This window comes from Qipengyuania zhejiangensis (assembly GCF_035607565.1).
GTDB lineage: Bacteria > Pseudomonadota > Alphaproteobacteria > Sphingomonadales > Sphingomonadaceae > Qipengyuania > Qipengyuania zhejiangensis.
The window spans coordinates 107,094-121,242 of record NZ_JAYKGO010000003.1 but is presented as its reverse complement, the minus strand read 5'-3'; the positions used below and the strand labels follow the sequence as shown (position 1 = coordinate 121,242).

12 protein-coding genes and 2 tRNA genes are annotated in these 14,149 nt (G+C 62.9%); 6 read left to right on the top strand and 8 right to left on the bottom strand.

The window, feature by feature from the left end; translation table 11 throughout:
• Window positions 1-28: 28 nt before the first annotated feature.
• Both VR863_RS08230 and VR863_RS08225 read left to right on the top strand, forming a co-directional pair.
• Window positions 29-478 carry an Lrp/AsnC family transcriptional regulator gene (locus tag VR863_RS08230; protein WP_324827983.1) on the top strand — a complete coding sequence of 150 codons (450 nt, stop codon included), beginning with the start codon at window positions 29-31 and terminating at the stop codon, window positions 476-478.
• Between the two features lie 67 nt (window positions 479-545).
• Window positions 546-2,174, top strand: a complete 1,629-nt coding sequence (locus tag VR863_RS08225) for a lysine--tRNA ligase (protein ID WP_324827982.1) — start codon at window positions 546-548, stop codon at window positions 2,172-2,174.
• 4 nt (window positions 2,175-2,178) lie between these two features.
• Here the strand turns inward: VR863_RS08225 and VR863_RS08220 are convergent, their stop codons facing one another.
• Complete coding sequence (locus tag VR863_RS08220; RefSeq protein WP_324827981.1) at window positions 2,179-2,847, bottom strand: prolyl hydroxylase family protein; 669 nt, start codon at window positions 2,845-2,847, stop codon at window positions 2,179-2,181.
• A gap of 101 nt (window positions 2,848-2,948) precedes the next feature.
• On the opposite strand from VR863_RS08220, the gene VR863_RS08215 reads away from it, so the two are divergent.
• Complete coding sequence (locus VR863_RS08215; protein WP_324827980.1) at window positions 2,949-3,500, top strand: cytochrome b; 552 nt, start codon at window positions 2,949-2,951, stop codon at window positions 3,498-3,500.
• An 88-nt stretch (window positions 3,501-3,588) separates the two neighbouring features.
• Here the strand turns inward: VR863_RS08215 and VR863_RS08210 are convergent, their stop codons facing one another.
• Complete coding sequence (locus VR863_RS08210) at window positions 3,589-4,554, bottom strand: RcnB family protein (protein WP_324827979.1); 966 nt, start codon at window positions 4,552-4,554, stop codon at window positions 3,589-3,591.
• 190 nt (window positions 4,555-4,744) lie between these two features.
• On the opposite strand from VR863_RS08210, the gene VR863_RS08205 reads away from it, so the two are divergent.
• A complete protein-coding gene (locus VR863_RS08205) occupies window positions 4,745-5,326 on the top strand; it encodes a pyridoxamine 5'-phosphate oxidase family protein (protein WP_324827978.1) in 582 nt (193 codons plus the stop codon).
• 4 nt (window positions 5,327-5,330) lie between these two features.
• Here VR863_RS08205 and ettA read toward each other — a convergent pair whose 3' ends face one another.
• Window positions 5,331-7,004: an energy-dependent translational throttle protein EttA gene (gene ettA / locus VR863_RS08200; protein WP_324829243.1), complete on the bottom strand. Its 1,674-nt coding sequence runs from the start codon at window positions 7,002-7,004 to the stop codon at window positions 5,331-5,333.
• A 135-nt stretch (window positions 7,005-7,139) separates the two neighbouring features.
• On the opposite strand from ettA, the gene VR863_RS08195 reads away from it, so the two are divergent.
• Window positions 7,140-8,336, top strand: a complete 1,197-nt coding sequence (locus VR863_RS08195) for a glycosyltransferase (RefSeq protein WP_324827977.1) — start codon at window positions 7,140-7,142, stop codon at window positions 8,334-8,336.
• Window positions 8,337-8,419: 83 nt separating this feature from the next.
• Entirely contained in the window at window positions 8,420-9,622 is a 1,203-nt protein-coding gene (locus tag VR863_RS08190; protein ID WP_324827976.1) for a GGDEF domain-containing protein, read from the top strand.
• Here VR863_RS08190 and VR863_RS08185 read toward each other — a convergent pair.
• From VR863_RS08185 to VR863_RS08165, 5 genes are all read right to left on the bottom strand, one after another.
• Window positions 9,619-10,947 carry an MATE family efflux transporter gene (locus VR863_RS08185; RefSeq protein ID WP_324827975.1) on the bottom strand — a complete coding sequence of 443 codons (1,329 nt, stop codon included), beginning with the start codon at window positions 10,945-10,947 and terminating at the stop codon, window positions 9,619-9,621. The two genes, VR863_RS08190 and VR863_RS08185, sit on opposite strands and share 4 nt — an antisense overlap.
• A gap of 36 nt (window positions 10,948-10,983) precedes the next feature.
• Window positions 10,984-11,060, bottom strand: a tRNA-Pro gene (locus tag VR863_RS08180).
• Window positions 11,061-11,088: 28 nt separating this feature from the next.
• Window positions 11,089-11,164: transfer RNA gene (locus VR863_RS08175), tRNA-Ile, on the bottom strand.
• Between the two features lie 57 nt (window positions 11,165-11,221).
• Window positions 11,222-12,223, bottom strand: a complete 1,002-nt coding sequence (locus VR863_RS08170; protein WP_324829242.1) for a polysaccharide deacetylase family protein — start codon at window positions 12,221-12,223, stop codon at window positions 11,222-11,224.
• A 38-nt stretch (window positions 12,224-12,261) separates the two neighbouring features.
• Window positions 12,262-14,040 (bottom strand): sensor histidine kinase, encoded by a 1,779-nt coding sequence (locus VR863_RS08165; protein WP_324827974.1) that lies wholly within the window; start codon window positions 14,038-14,040, stop codon window positions 12,262-12,264.
• Window positions 14,041-14,149: the final 109 nt, after the last annotated feature.

Below are 14,149 nucleotides of genomic sequence, written 5' to 3'. Positions count from 1 at the left end.
GGCAGATACTGCCAATCAAGGGGGTGATATGGACAGCAAGGACCGCCAGATCCTCATCGAACTGCAGCGCGACGGAAGGCTGACCAATGCGGAACTGGCGGAACGGGTAAACCTTTCCCCCTCTCCGTGCCTGCGACGGGTGCGTAATCTGGAAAAGGCGGGCGTGATCGAACGCTACGTCGCCATCGTGAACCGCGAGGCGGCAGGGTATCCGGTCACAGCCTTCGTCCAGGTGACGCTGGCCCGCCATGACGGCGAAGTCGTCGATGCGTTCGAGAAACGCGTCCGCGAAACACCGCAGATCCTGACCTGTCATCTGATGACCGGCGCGTCGGACTATCTGTTGCAGATCGTGGTGCCCGGGCTGGATGCGTACGAGGAATTCATGCGCAACACGCTGCACAAGACGCCCGGCATCGCCACGATCAACACCAGTTTCGTCTATGGCACGGTGAAGGATACGGTCGAGTTGCCCTGATCCGCCCGGCCCGGCGGGGGTCGCTTTCGCACTTGCGAAACGAACCGGCAGAGGCGAGAGGGAAGGGATGACCGAACAGACCCTGATCGAAGCCGCTCGCGTATCCAAGGCATGGCCGTTCCAGGAGGCGCAGCGCCTGCTCAAGCGCTATCCCGACGGAACCAAGCCGGACGGGTCGCCGGTCCTGTTCGAAACCGGATACGGTCCCAGCGGCCTGCCGCACATCGGCACGTTCCAGGAAGTGTTGCGCACGACGCTGGTGCGCCGTGCGTTCGAAGCGCTAATCGGTGCCAGGCCCGAAGACGGCAAGACCCGCCTTGTGGCCTTTTCCGACGATATGGACGGCTTTCGCAAGGTCCCCGACAACCTGCCCAATCGCGAGCTTCTGGAGGCGAACCTCCACAAGCCGCTGAGCCGGATCCCCGACCCTTTCGAAAAGGGGCACGAAAGCTTTGCCGCGCACAACAACGCCATGCTGCGCGCGTTCCTTGATCGGTTCGGCTTCGATTATGAGTTCGTCGCGTCGAGCGACATGTACAATTCGGGGCATTTCGACGATGCCTTGCGCCAGGTCCTGCGCAAGAACCAGGCGATCCTCGACATCATGCTGCCGACCCTGCGCGAAGAGCGGCGTCAGACCTATTCACCCGTCCTCCCGATCAGCCCCGCCACGGGCAAGGTGCTGCAGGTTCCGGTGGAAATCGTCGATGCCGACGCAGGGCTGGTCCGCTTTACCGACGAAGACGGATCGGTGATCGAACAGTCTGCCCTTGGGGGTATGTCCAAGCTGCAATGGAAGGTCGACTGGGCGATGCGCTGGTATGCGCTCGGCGTCGATTACGAAATGTACGGCAAGGACCTGACCGACAGCGGTGTGCAGTCGGGCAAGATCGTTCAGGTCCTGGGTGCGCGCAAGCCGGAAGGCCTGATCTACGAGCTGTTCCTCGACCAGAACGGCGAAAAGATTTCCAAGTCGAAGGGCAACGGCCTGACGATCGAGGAATGGCTGACCTATGGCAGCGAAGAAAGCCTGGGCTTTTACATCTTCCCCAACCCGAAGAGCGCAAAGCACCTGCATGTCGGCGTCATTCCGCGCGCGGTGGACGATTACTGGCAGTTCCGCGAACGGCTGGCCGAACAGGATCTCGAAAAGCAGCTTGGCAATCCGGTGTGGCACTTGCTGCGCGCGAACGGCGGATACGAAGGGGCAGAAGCGCCCGGTGCAGGGGAAACCTTGCCGGTGACATATGGGTTGCTGCTGAACCTTGCCAGCGTGCTGGGGACCGAAGCGACGGTGTCGAACCTGCGCGAATATCTCGACAGTTACATTGGCGGTGCGGAAACGCCGCCCGAACTGGACCGGCTGATCGAAACGGCGGTCAACTACACCCGCGATTATATCGCCCCGACACTGCACAAGCGCGCGCCGACCGCGCAGGAAGCGGCGGCCCTGGCTGCCCTGAACGATTATCTCGCGAACGCGCCAGCGGATATCAGCGCCGAGGATTTGCAGACCGAAGTCTACGAAATCGGCAAGCGTGAAGAATACGGTTTCGAGAACCTGCGCGACTGGTTCAAGGCGCTTTACCAGACCTTGCTGGGCAGCGATCAGGGGCCGCGAATGGGCAGCTTCATCGCGCTTTACGGCGTGGAAAACAGCCGCAAGCTGATCGCCGAGGCGATCGGGCGCAGCTGACCGGTCACCCGTGGTGGCGGGTGCGATACCATTTGGTCAGGACGTATTTGGACCCGCTGATGACGGGCGTTCCGGCGTGTAGCGTGCCTTCATTGGGTGCGCCTTCGGGCGTGGCGTTGTTCCACGCGAGCAGGACACCGGGCTTCGGTTCGATCATCGCGCCCACGTTCACGAAATGCGTATGCCCGCCTTCTTCGACTTCGTTCAGGAAGGCCATCGCGGTCCAGCAACGCTGACCGCCGCGCTTGCGCTCGATATTCCAGTATTCCTGATCGGTGTAGAACCAGTCGTTGTGCGGCTTGAATTCCTGGCCCGGCAGGTACCGCTGGCCCTGTATACGCTCCCCACAAGCCGGATTCATGCCGAGGAGATCGTCGATCCGGCGCGAAATCATCTTGATGAACGGATCGTGCGGGTCGAAATTGCCGGAATAGGACGTGCGAAACTTGGCGATGTAGGCGGTTTCGTGCAGCTCGCTCGGCCTGGCGACGGCATCGATCATGACGACCAGCCGCTTGCATTCCTCGGGCGTCAGGAAGTCGCCGATGGCGAAGATTTCTGCCTGATCGGTCGGCACCTTGTAGGCCTGCGGATCGGCCTCGAGCCGCTTTCTCACCTGTGCGCCCACACGCTTGAGGGCACCCTGGTCGGGGATTGTCGCTGTCTTGGTCATCGAGGAATGTGTTAGCAATCGAGGGCCAAGCTGCAAGTATCCCGCTTGCCGAAGTCTGCCGAATCGCTAGGTTCGCGCGAGAAAAATTTGGGGAATTCACCATGACCGACACCGCCGCCCGCCGTTATTCCATCGGCGCCATGATCTTTCACTGGGCCATCGCAATCGCAGTCATCGTGAACTGGCGGATTGCGGAATCGGCGGAACACGCGGCAACGCGCGAAGCGGCCGGCGCGATCATGTTCAACCACAAGGCGCTCGGCATCACGATCCTGTTGCTGACCCTTGGCCGCCTGGTCTGGCGCTGGACGCACCCGGTTCCCGCGCTGCCTTCGGACTTGGCCAAGTGGGAAGCCACGCTGGCACGCACGGTTCACGTGATCTTCTATGTCCTGCTGATCGGCCTGCCGATCGGCGGATGGTTGGCCAGTTCGTTCTACGGCAAGGGCGTCGACGTGTTTGGCATATTCACTCTGCCTGCGTTGCCGGTGGGCGAAAACGCAGACACTGGCGAAGCGATTTTCGAATTGCACGGCACCGGCGGGGAAATTTTCATCTATCTTATCGGGCTGCACATTCTGGGCGCGCTCAAGCATACGTTCTTCGACAAGAACGGCGGCATTTTCCGCATGCTGCCTTTCGGTAAGGTCTGACACCCCCGCAAACGAAAAACCCCCGCCGATCGCTCGGCGGGGGTTCGTCTGCCAGCCGGTCCACTCTCAGGCCGGCAGGCAGAATGGTTTACCAGAAGAAGTCGTAGATCACGTCGACCACTTCGCCGCTGTAGACATCGACCAGCAGCACATCGTCGTAATACCGGACCCAGCGATAAGGGCCGTAAACTTCCGGCAGGCGGTAGCGCCAGGGATCGTTGATCCAGTAGCGGCTGCCGAAGAACAGGTTGCCGATGCGGAAACCGATGTTCAGCCTGCGATAGCGGTAATCGCGATAGGGCGCGTAATAGGTGCCCAGACGGAAGATGCTGCGGTTGCTGTAACGGTAGCTGTTCCAGTTGTAGCGACGGTCGTTACGCCAGCTGCGGTCGTTCCAGCGGTTGTATTCATGCCAGCGCCGGCCATCGTAATACCGCGAACGGCGTTCCGAGCGCTGGGCATCGCGGTACCCGTCACGATAGCCATCGCGGCGGACGGTGCGATCTTCGTACTGGTCGCGGCGCTGTTCGGCACGGCGCCCCGCACGATAGGCGTTTTCCCGGATGCGGCGATCTTCGGCAGAATCCTGGCGGCGTTCGTCACGGCGCCCGTCGCGATAACTGCGGTTGCGATCCCCGGTATAGGTCTGGTTGCGATCGTTGGTCGCACGGCGCTGCGAACGGTCGCCGTCACGGTTCGAACGCTGATCGGCAACGTCGGAACGGCGATCCGAGCGATTCCAGTCGCGGCCCTGACGTTCGGCGGCACGCTTGCTCGCATCGCTGACCGCACGGCTGCCGATGTCGCCATTACGGCGATTGTTCTGCTGGCGCTGCGGTTCGGCGCGTGCCGGCTGGGCCTGGGCACGGCTCTGCTGACGCTCTGCGCGACGGTCCTGGCGGGATTGCTGGCTCTGTTCCTTATCGCGCTTGGCACGCTGTTCGCGCTGTTCGCGACGATCCTGGGCCTGTGCCTCGGCTGGCAAGGCGGTAATGGTCATGGCTGCGGCCAAGGCCCCCAGCGCACTGCCCTTCATCAGCTTGGTCATGTTCATGGAGCGTGTCCTCTTCGTCTCGTTAAAGTGCCGCTCCACCACCGCGGCGCGTTGTCGATGTCTCACTTTGTATCATGTCGGCCTGACCCGTATCTGAACCGGTCTGTCGGCCTCCCGTTCATGTTGACGCCCTTGAAACTGAATATCACATCGCTTGGCACAAGTCACATTGCGGTGCATTCCATCAACCATGCTAGACACGCTCGACCAGATTCAACGCGATATCGTGGCCAGGTTGGCTGGTGGTGCCGCAAATCGCAAATCCGCTGTCCACACGCCCATCGTGACAACTGCCGATGCCGATTCGCGCGTCATGGTTCTGCGTGATTTCGAATCGGCCACCTGGACCCTGCGGTTCCACACCGACGCGCGGTCCCCGAAGGTCAGCGTCATAGAAGCGGACCCGCGCGTGTCCGTGATCGCTTACGACAGCGAATCCAAGGTGCAATTGCGCCTTCGCGGTCATGGCCGCATCGAACGGGCGGGGCCGGTTGCCGATGCTGCATGGGCGGCGGGGGACAATTTTTCGCGCCGCTGTTATCTCGGCGTGGAGCCGGGACGGCCGGCGGACGGGCCGACATCGGGCCTGCCGCCGCAATTCGAACGCGCCGAACCCAGCGACGCCGATCTGGTCCCCGCGCGCCAGAACTTCGCGGTGCTGCTGGTGGAACTACGCGAGGCCGACTGGTTCTCGCTTGCCCACACAGGCCATCGGCGGGCCATATTCCGCGCCGATGGCCCTTTGTGGGAGGGGCGCTGGATCGCGCCCTGACGCGTCAGCGCGTCAGCTTCTTGTAAGCCAGGCGCGTCGGGCGGTCTGCCGCGTCGCCCAGGCGGCGGCGCTTGTCTTCTTCGTAGGCTTCGAAGTTGCCTTCGAACCATTCGACGTGGCTGTTGCCTTCGAAGGCGAGGATATGGGTCGCCAGGCGATCGAGGAAGAAGCGATCGTGCGAGATAACCACGGCGCAGCCGGCGAAGTTTTCGATGGCTTCTTCCAGCGCGCCCAGCGTTTCCACGTCGAGATCGTTGGTCGGTTCGTCCAGCAGGAGGACGTTGCCGCCCTGCTTCAGCATCTTGGCAATGTGCACGCGGTTGCGTTCACCGCCCGACAGCTTGCCGACGTTCTTCTGCTGGTCGGCACCCTTGAAATTGAACGCGCCGACATAGGCACGCGTCGACGTGTCGTGGCCGTTGACCTTCATGTAATCGAGGCCGTCGGAGATTTCTTCCCAGACGTTCTTCTTGGGGTCGAGATGATCGCGGCTCTGGTCGACGTAACCCAGGCGAACGGTATCGCCGATTTCGATGGTGCCGCTGTCAGGCTGTTCCTGGCCGGTGATCATCTTGAACAGGGTGGACTTGCCGGCACCGTTGGGACCGATCACGCCGACGATGCCGCCGGGGGGCAGCATGAAGGACAGGTTTTCAAACAGCAACTTGTCGCCATAAGCCTTCGAGATGTTCTTGGCTTCGATGACCTTGCCGCCAAGACGTTCGGGCACCTGGATAACGATCTGCGCCTTGCCGGGCTTACGATCCTTCTGGTTTTCCTGCAGTTCCTCGAACTTGCGGATACGCGCCTTGGATTTGGTCTGGCGCGCAGCGGGCGTCTGCCGGATCCATTCCAGTTCACGGCTGAGCGCCTTCTGGCGGCCGCTTTCCTCGCGGCTTTCCTGTTCGAGACGCTTGGCCTTCTTTTCCAGATAGGTCGAATAGTTGCCTTCGTACGGATAGTACGATCCGCGATCGAGCTCGAGGATCCATTCCACCACATTGTCGAGGAAGTAGCGATCGTGGGTGATCATCAGAACCGCGCCCGCGTATTCCTTCAGGTGGTTTTCAAGCCATTCGACGCTTTCGGCATCGAGGTGGTTGGTCGGTTCGTCGAGCAGCAGGATGTCGGGCTTCTGAATCAGCAGACGGGTCAGCGCGACACGGCGCTTTTCACCGCCCGAAAGGCTTTCCACGCCCATGTCGGACGGCGGGCACCGCAGCGCTTCCATCGCGATTTCGAGCTGGTTGTCGAGCGTCCAGCCGTCGACCGCGTCGATCTTGGTCTGCAGCTCGCTCATCTCGTCGCCGAGCTTTTCGAAATCGGCGTCGGGTTCGGCCATTTCCGCGCTGATCGCGTTGAACCGTTCGACCAGGCTGGCCGTTTCGCGCGCGCCGTCCTTGACGTTTTCGAGCACGGTCTTGTTCGGGTCCAGCTCGGGCTCCTGCTCGAGATAACCGACCGTGATGTTGTCGCCCGGCCACGCTTCGCCCGTGATGTCGGTGTCGATCCCGGCCATGATCTTGATCAGGGTGGACTTGCCCGCGCCGTTGGGGCCAACGATGCCGATCTTCGCCCCGCGGTAGAACTGCAGGTTGATATCGCTCAGCACCGGCTTGTTGGCACCGGGGAAAGTCTTGGTCATGTTCTTCATGACATAGGCGTATTGCGCGGCCATCGTGGCGTATCCTTCGGGTATCTCGGGGTGTCTGGGCATTTGCGCCCGTGATCTCGCTGGCGCAGATAATGTCCGAGGGGCGCCGGGGCAAGCGCGGGATTGGCTTGGCGGCCCCTTTGCCCTAGCGCGCGACAGATGGACAGCGCCGTGACGGACGAAATGGGCGGGTTGCCGACGATCGCAATCCTGCACACCCATTTCGCGCCTTACCATATCGACCGCATCGAAGCGGCTGCCGAACGGCTGCATGGGCGCGCCCGGGTTATCGGCGTGGAATGCGCCGGCGCAGAGCGCACGTATGACTGGGAAGCGAAGCGTGCGACCAGCCACGCCGAATACCGTACCCTGTTTCCCGACCGCGTTTACGACGACATCGGCCGCCTTGAACGGTTGACCGCCTATGCCGGCGCCCTGCGGCATTGCGCGCTGGTGCTGTCGGGCATTCCCTGGTCGGAACCCGATATCGTCGCGCTGTCATGGCGTCGGCGCGCAAAGGGGCGCCAGATCGTCGCGATGACGTGCTCCAAATTTGACGACAAGCCCCGAAATCTCATGCGTGAGCAGGTAAAGGCCCGGCTTCTGGCGGGGTTTTCCGCCGCCTTGGTCGCGGGGCCGCGCCAGCGCGATTACCTGCGTTTCCTGGGTTTCGACGACAAAGCCATTCTGCCCGGGTACAACACCCTTTCGATGGACCGCATCAGGGGCCTTGCGCCAAGCGGGTCGCCTGCGTGGAACGACCGCGCGTTCACCTATGTCGGCCGATTGGTGCCGAAGAAGAACCTTGCGACACTGATCGAAGGCTACCGGCGCTATGTTGCACAAACGGGGGACGGGGCGAGGCGGCTCGTGATGGTCGGCGACGGGCCGCAGCGCATGGAGCTGGAGCAGTTTGTTCGGGACCAGGGGTTGGCGGGCCATGTCGAATTTGCAGGCCAGAGAGACAGCGCGGGGGTTGCCGCACAGCTGTCCCGCGCGCTGGCACTGTGCCTCGTTTCGACCGAAGAACAATGGGGCAATGTCGTCAACGAAGCGGTCGCGCTTGGCATCCCGGCCATCGTTTCGACGAATGTGGGCGCCCGCGATGCGTTGGTGCGCGGCGGGGCAACGGGCCACGTCGTCGAAGCGTCGTCTCCCGGCTCGATCGCGCGCGCAATGGTGGCGACCGCTTCGGACGAAACGGCATGGAACGCGTTGAGCGCCGCCAGCGGCGAGCGCGCCTGGCTGGCCGATTGCGACAGGTTCGCCGACGCGGTCGAACTGCTGTTCGATCCCCTGGCAGGTCAGGCGGCAGCGAATGTGGAACAGTTCTGGGACCTGTGCGAACAGGAATGACAGGGCGGTTACGAGCTGAAATCAAAACGACTTGTTAAGCATCTCGCGTTACGGGTTTTCGCCAAGAGGCCTGAATCGAAACGATGCGCGAACAGATACTTGGACTTATCACGCCAATGATGGCGATCGTCTTCGTGACTGTCTTTCTTGTGCTGTGGCAGCGCGGGAAGATGGGGCGGTACGTGCTGGCGTTCGCCGGGGCTTATTTCTTCTTCGCCCTTGGTTTCGGTGCAACCCATATTCTGCCCGATTCCGGGGCGTTCTATGTCTTCCATCTCACCCAGGCGTTCTATGCGGCGGGCAGCGCCTGCGTCATCTGGGGTGCCGTCAATCGGGTTGGGCAGCGGGTTTCGCTTCCGGCACTGGGCCTGACCTATCTGATTTCGGCAATCACCCTGGCAGTAGCGGTGTCCATTTCTGCGGAAACCGGGCCGCGGCTGTACATTGTGAACACTGCCTATGGGGTCATGTTCCTGCTCGGCACCCTTGCCTTGATGCAGGCACCCAAGAGCACGGCGATCGACACGCTGATCATCGTCCTGTTCGCAATTTCCGCGACCCAGTTCTTCGTGCGTCCCGTGCTGACCTTGCTGATCGCAGGCGGATCGAACGCGACCGATTACCGCGAAAGCATCTATTATTCCGTGCTCAGCGTAGCGGTAACGATCCAGTCTCTGATGACGGCGGTGACGTTGATCGGGGCGTGCACGTGGGACAAGCTGGTCGCCGAACGCGAACGGGCGGAGCGCGATGTCCTGACGGGCCTGCTGGCGCGCCGCGCTTTCGAACAGGATGCGTTGGCGATTATCGAACGGGCGAAACAGGAAGGCGTCCCGGTCGGCCTCGTGGTGGCCGATATCGACCACTTCAAGGCGGTGAACGATGTTTACGGTCACCAGGCAGGTGACAAGGCGATTGCCGCATTCGGGACGGTGATATCCAGCATGATCCGCAACAGCGACATCGCAGGGCGGATCGGTGGCGAGGAATTCTGCATCCTTGCCTGGAACTGCGACACGGACCGCGCCAACGCGATGGCCGAACGCATCCGGCGCCGTATCGGCGAAACCGTGATTGCGGGAATCCCAGCCGACCACCGGCTCACGGCCAGCTTCGGCGTTGCCGGGCGCCGCGAAGGTGAAGGCTATGGCAAGCTCTTCGCACGGGCCGATGCGGAATTGTATCGGGCCAAGGATTCGGGCCGCAATCGCGTGTGCGGCGAAGATGGTAGCGCCGCGCCGATCGCGCTTTCCGTGACCGGCGGGCTTCGCGAAGCGACCGCCTAACGGCTCAAGAGGCGCGGCATCAGCGCCAGCTGAAAACCGGCCCGAAGAAGCAGGAACGCGACGAAAGACAGCCACAGGCCGTCGTTGCCCAGCGGCCAAGTCAACCACAGCAAGACGCCGTACAGGGCCGCAGCACCCGCCATGCTGATCATCAGGGCGCGGGTCCAGCTAGCGCCCACGAATACCCCGTCGAGGACGAAGCTGGCCACCCCTGCGAACGGAATGGCGATCAGCCAGGGAAGCAGGCTCTGCGCCTCGCGGGCGACCAGGGGGGTCGCGGCAAAACTGGCGATCACGGCATTTCCGGCAACCGCAAACAGCCCTGCAAGCAGGGCCGCGGCCACCATCCCGCGCCACATTATCGCCCGGATATACGCGAGAAAGCCCGCCCGATCGCCTGCACCATGGCGTTCCCCGTTGAGAACCTGGGCCGCGTTCTCGAAACCATCGAGCAGCAAGGCGGACAGGATGAACAGCTGGTAGACGATACCGTTGGCCGCAAGAACCGTCGGCCCGCGTTCGGCGCCAAGTCGGGTCAGCACGGCAATCGCGATCATCAGGACCACCGTTCGCAGGAAAAGGTCGCGGTTTATGGAAAGAAATGGGCGCAAGGCAGCCAGCGAGAACTGGGTTCGCTCTCGCAGGATAAGGGAAAGGCTGGCCCCGTCGCTGCGCAGGACCAGCGCGGCGCAGGCGATCAGCTTGGCGTATTCCGCAACGAAGCTGGACCAGCCGATACCGGCAATTCCCCAGTCCATCCCAAGGGCAAGCAGCAGTCCCAGGGCCACGTTGACGAGATTGTACGCAACCTCGATCACCAGCACCTGCTTCATGCGCCGCTGGCCCACAAGGAACCCGACGATGGCGAAATTGGCCATCACCGCAGGCGCGCTCCAGTACCGGATTTCGGCGTATGTCGTTGCCGCATCGCGCACGCTGCCTTCGGCGCCCAATGCGCCCAGCAAGGCCGGCAGCAGCAGGGGTTTGGCGATGATGAGCAGCGCGGCAATGGCCAGCCCTACGATCAGGCCGCGCAGCAGGACTGCCGCCTGTTCTTGCCGACCCGTCCTTGCTCCGGCCTGCGCGACAAGTCCGGTCGTCCCCGTCTTGAGAAAGTTCATCACGGTGAACAGCACGGCAAACAGTTTCGCGCCGATGTCGACGGCGCCCTGCGTTGGCGCGTCGCCCAACTGGCCCACGATCCACATGTCGCCCACACCGATCAGCGCGGTTGCCACGTTGGTCACCATCGCGGGCAGGGCGATTGCCCAGATTACGCGGGTGTCGATGGGCTGGTTTGCGGTGGAGGCGGAGGGCGAGGGCATGCGATTCGCGCGATCCTCCGGCTGGGTGGGTGAAACTGGTCGGGGAGACAGGATTCGAACCTGCGACATCCTGCTCCCAAAGCAGGCGCGCTACCGGGCTGCGCTACTCCCCGACACTGTTTCACAACCGCGTCGCTATACTGGTGGGCCCGGCAGGATTCGAACCCGCGACCTAGCCGTTATGAGCGGCCAGCTCTAACCGCTGAGCTACAGGCCCCCAGAATCCGCTAGCGGATGCACGCGCCTAGCCGCGCTCTGGCAGAGTGGCAAGCGGCTATACGACAACAGCGTCCATGATTTGCGAAACTGTCGTCGGCCGCACGTCGCGCATGTCCAGATAGGTATAAATTGCGCGCAACCAGTCATACAAAAGGTCCAGATCCTCTTCGCTGCGCACATAGGGCGTGTGGCCCGGCGCGAGAGAGGGGCTGTGGAAGCTGAGAACGATAATCGGCAAGCCATCGTCGAGCGCGATATCGATGCCGCGCAGCGCCTCTTCGCGCGAAACGCCCTCAGGCGTCAGCGCGATCCGTTCGAGCAACCCGAGACGAGCGAGCGCGCCGCCCAGCCACGGGACGCTATCCACCAGCGGGAAGAGCGTTTCGCCCTGGCGGCGCAAAAGCCCCCAGAAGACGGTCGTCAGCGGCAGCTCGATGAGCTTTCGGTCCGGATCGGTCCAATAGGGTTCGACCGGATGCCGGCTGTAATCGGGGCCATGGTCATGCCGGTAATCGAAACGGGCGCGCACGGACGAATCGATGGCGATCCCTGTTTCCGCCAGCATTTTCGAAGAACTCGGCCCCAACCCGTAGCGGCCGGCGCGATAGATGCGCGGGACGGCACCGAAACTCGTTTCTATCGCGTCACGCAGGCGCAAGAACTTTTCCCGCTCGAGTTCGGGCGAAAGATTGCCCGCATAACTGGCCCCGGGTCCGACGGCTTCCTCGAGTGGCGGATTGACCCACGGATGCAGCTGAACGCCGATTTCGGCCTTGCCCGCCTTCACCGCGGCGCCGATAATTTCCTGTGCGCCTTCCGAATTCGCGATCGGCCAGTCCATCAGATAGACGGGCGAAACCTCCAGGCCTTCGCAAAACTGCTGGAACTTCGCGATCCGCCGGACATGATCGAGGCCGTATCCATCCGCGCGAAAGTCCTGCGACCAGTCGAATTCCTCTTCGGCGTCCACGGTCAACAAGGAGCGCTGGCCGAAGCCCGGCGAAAATTCGACCCGCTGCCGCTTATCCGGGGGATCAAGAAGGTTGGCGTGGGCGATAAAAAGACCGTCCTTGCAAGCGCATGGCCTTGGCGAGCTTAGCCTGCGGCGCGACCCGGTGCATCGACCGGGCTAGGCAGTGCATCTTCGGGCGTCAAGAGCGGCAGGGTCAGGACAAGCCAGCCCCCATCGCGCGCCAGCTCGCCTCCCGCTGACCGCGCTTCGGCCCGGGCGAGGCGCAAGGAGAACCCGGCTCCGAATATGCCTGAACTGAGCGTGCTTCCGCCGGCTCGTGCTTCGGATGAAAACAGGTCTTCGGTGGCCGCGAGCTTGGCGGGCAATTGCGCGCGCAAGAACACCTGTTCGTCTTCGGTCCTGAGATCGAGGTTCACCGTTTCCCCGGCGCCCGTGGCCCCGGCCAGCGTCGCCAACACCCGCCAGGCAAGCATCTCCGCCTCGCTCTGGTCGAGGGGCAGCATTGCCGCGTTGGCCTGGATATCGGCATCGAAACGCGCGACGCGCGGACTGAGAACCGTCTGAAGCTGGGTGATCTGCGCGCGGGCGATGCCGGCAAAATCGCTGCTGCCCGGTTCCAGGTCGAGCGCGCCCGTTTCCAGCTTTGCCAGCCGGTCGAGTTCGTCGAAGCCGGCAAGAATTCGCGCCGAATCCCCGGCGATAGATGCAGCCAGCGCCCGGTATTCGTGCGGTGTGGGGCCGAAAACCTGCTGCTGGATAACCTCGGCGTAGCCCTGCATCGCGTTAACCGGCGTCCGCAGTTCGTGGAGCAACTGGCGCAGCCGGTCGGCGCTCTCCTGGCCGGTGTCCCGCGCATCTTCGGCGGCGCGGCGGAAACGGCCGACATAACCATAGAAGCGCCCGTCGCCGCGGGTGAAACGCGGCGCCGCATCCACGATCCAGTCTCCCGCAATCGGGCCCGCGCCGCGCAATGTGATACGCCCCCGGCGGACCGGGCGGCGGTTGTGGAATGCAGCCGCTATGTCATCGTCGCCGCTTGCGGCTTCGGTACGTGCGGACAGCATGGTGCCGATGATCATCGGGGCGACGCCGCCTTCGGCCCAGTCGACCCGGCCTTCCGAATCGGTGCCGAAAATGAAGCTCTGCAGTGGTTTGCGCCGTGGCGCATCCTCGAGACCGGCGAGGGGGAGCGAAGGGGCATCCTCGCCGCCTGGCGCGCCGCGGTTGCGCTTGAACGCTTCGATACGTTCGACCAGCGCACGGATACCTTCGCCATCAGGCGTCGAGGATGGTGCGCGTGGCTGGATTTCCGCGATTTCTTCGCTGGCCTTGGTCACCAGTTCCGATTCGTCGTTCGCGGCGGACAGTTTCAGCGGATGCGGTTCGTCGGGAAGCGCGCCGATCTGGGGCGCCTCAGCGGTCTGCGGCTGTTCGTGTTCGACCAGAATTTCGACCACGTCGGGCAAGGGCAGGGCGCGATCCTGCACGCCAAGCCGATCGAGGATTCGCACAGCTTCTTCTGGAAGGTCGCGCCGATGGCGCAGGAAGCCCCGGGCCCGGATCGGCAGACGGGGTATCAGGGTTTCCCATTCCGCGCCGGTCAGATGGGCGCGTTGCAGCGCGGCGGCAGCGATGGATGGGTGCGCCTCGCCGAACCAGCGAACCAGTTCGGGATTGCGGAACCGCCAGCCGGTTTCGCCAACGATTCCGGCACGTTCCTTGGCGGGGATCATTTCCGCCAAGGCGATGAGGCGCAGATATGCAGCGGCTTTCAAGGCCGGATCGCCCGCCTGCGGGCGTTCGCCCAGCAGGTCTATCAACTGGCGAAACTGCGTCTTGCCCGCACGCTCGCCCGTGGCGCGGTGGCGCAGCACTGTGGCAAGGCGGTCATCGAAATGCATTGGTTCTCCGAGCGAAGCGGGGTTTATCGGTCATAAACCATCGCAGGCCGACGTTTCTATCTGTGAAAAACTTGTGATGAACGAGAAGTTGCCTTCGCGTTGCAAAGCG

What these genes read in the sequence shown, in the direction of transcription:
- VR863_RS08220 (WP_324827981.1), bottom strand. Translation starts at nt 2,847, where the DNA reads ATGACCAAGACAGCGACAATCCCCGACCAGGGTGCCCTCAAGCGTGTG.
- ettA (WP_324829243.1), bottom strand. Translation starts at nt 7,004, where the DNA reads ATGGCCGCGCAATACGCCTATGTCATGAAGAACATGACCAAGACTTTC.
- VR863_RS08190 (WP_324827976.1), top strand. Translation starts at nt 8,420, where the DNA reads ATGCGCGAACAGATACTTGGACTTATCACGCCAATGATGGCGATCGTC.
- VR863_RS08215 (WP_324827980.1), top strand. Translation starts at nt 2,949, where the DNA reads ATGACCGACACCGCCGCCCGCCGTTATTCCATCGGCGCCATGATCTTT.
- VR863_RS08210 (WP_324827979.1), bottom strand. Translation starts at nt 4,554, where the DNA reads ATGAACATGACCAAGCTGATGAAGGGCAGTGCGCTGGGGGCCTTGGCC.
- VR863_RS08185 (WP_324827975.1), bottom strand. Translation starts at nt 10,947, where the DNA reads ATGCCCTCGCCCTCCGCCTCCACCGCAAACCAGCCCATCGACACCCGC.
- VR863_RS08205 (WP_324827978.1), top strand. Translation starts at nt 4,745, where the DNA reads ATGCTAGACACGCTCGACCAGATTCAACGCGATATCGTGGCCAGGTTG.
- VR863_RS08195 (WP_324827977.1), top strand. Translation starts at nt 7,140, where the DNA reads ATGGACAGCGCCGTGACGGACGAAATGGGCGGGTTGCCGACGATCGCA.
- VR863_RS08230 (WP_324827983.1), top strand. Translation starts at nt 29, where the DNA reads ATGGACAGCAAGGACCGCCAGATCCTCATCGAACTGCAGCGCGACGGA.
- VR863_RS08165 (WP_324827974.1), bottom strand. Translation starts at nt 14,040, where the DNA reads ATGCATTTCGATGACCGCCTTGCCACAGTGCTGCGCCACCGCGCCACG.
- VR863_RS08225 (WP_324827982.1), top strand. Translation starts at nt 546, where the DNA reads ATGACCGAACAGACCCTGATCGAAGCCGCTCGCGTATCCAAGGCATGG.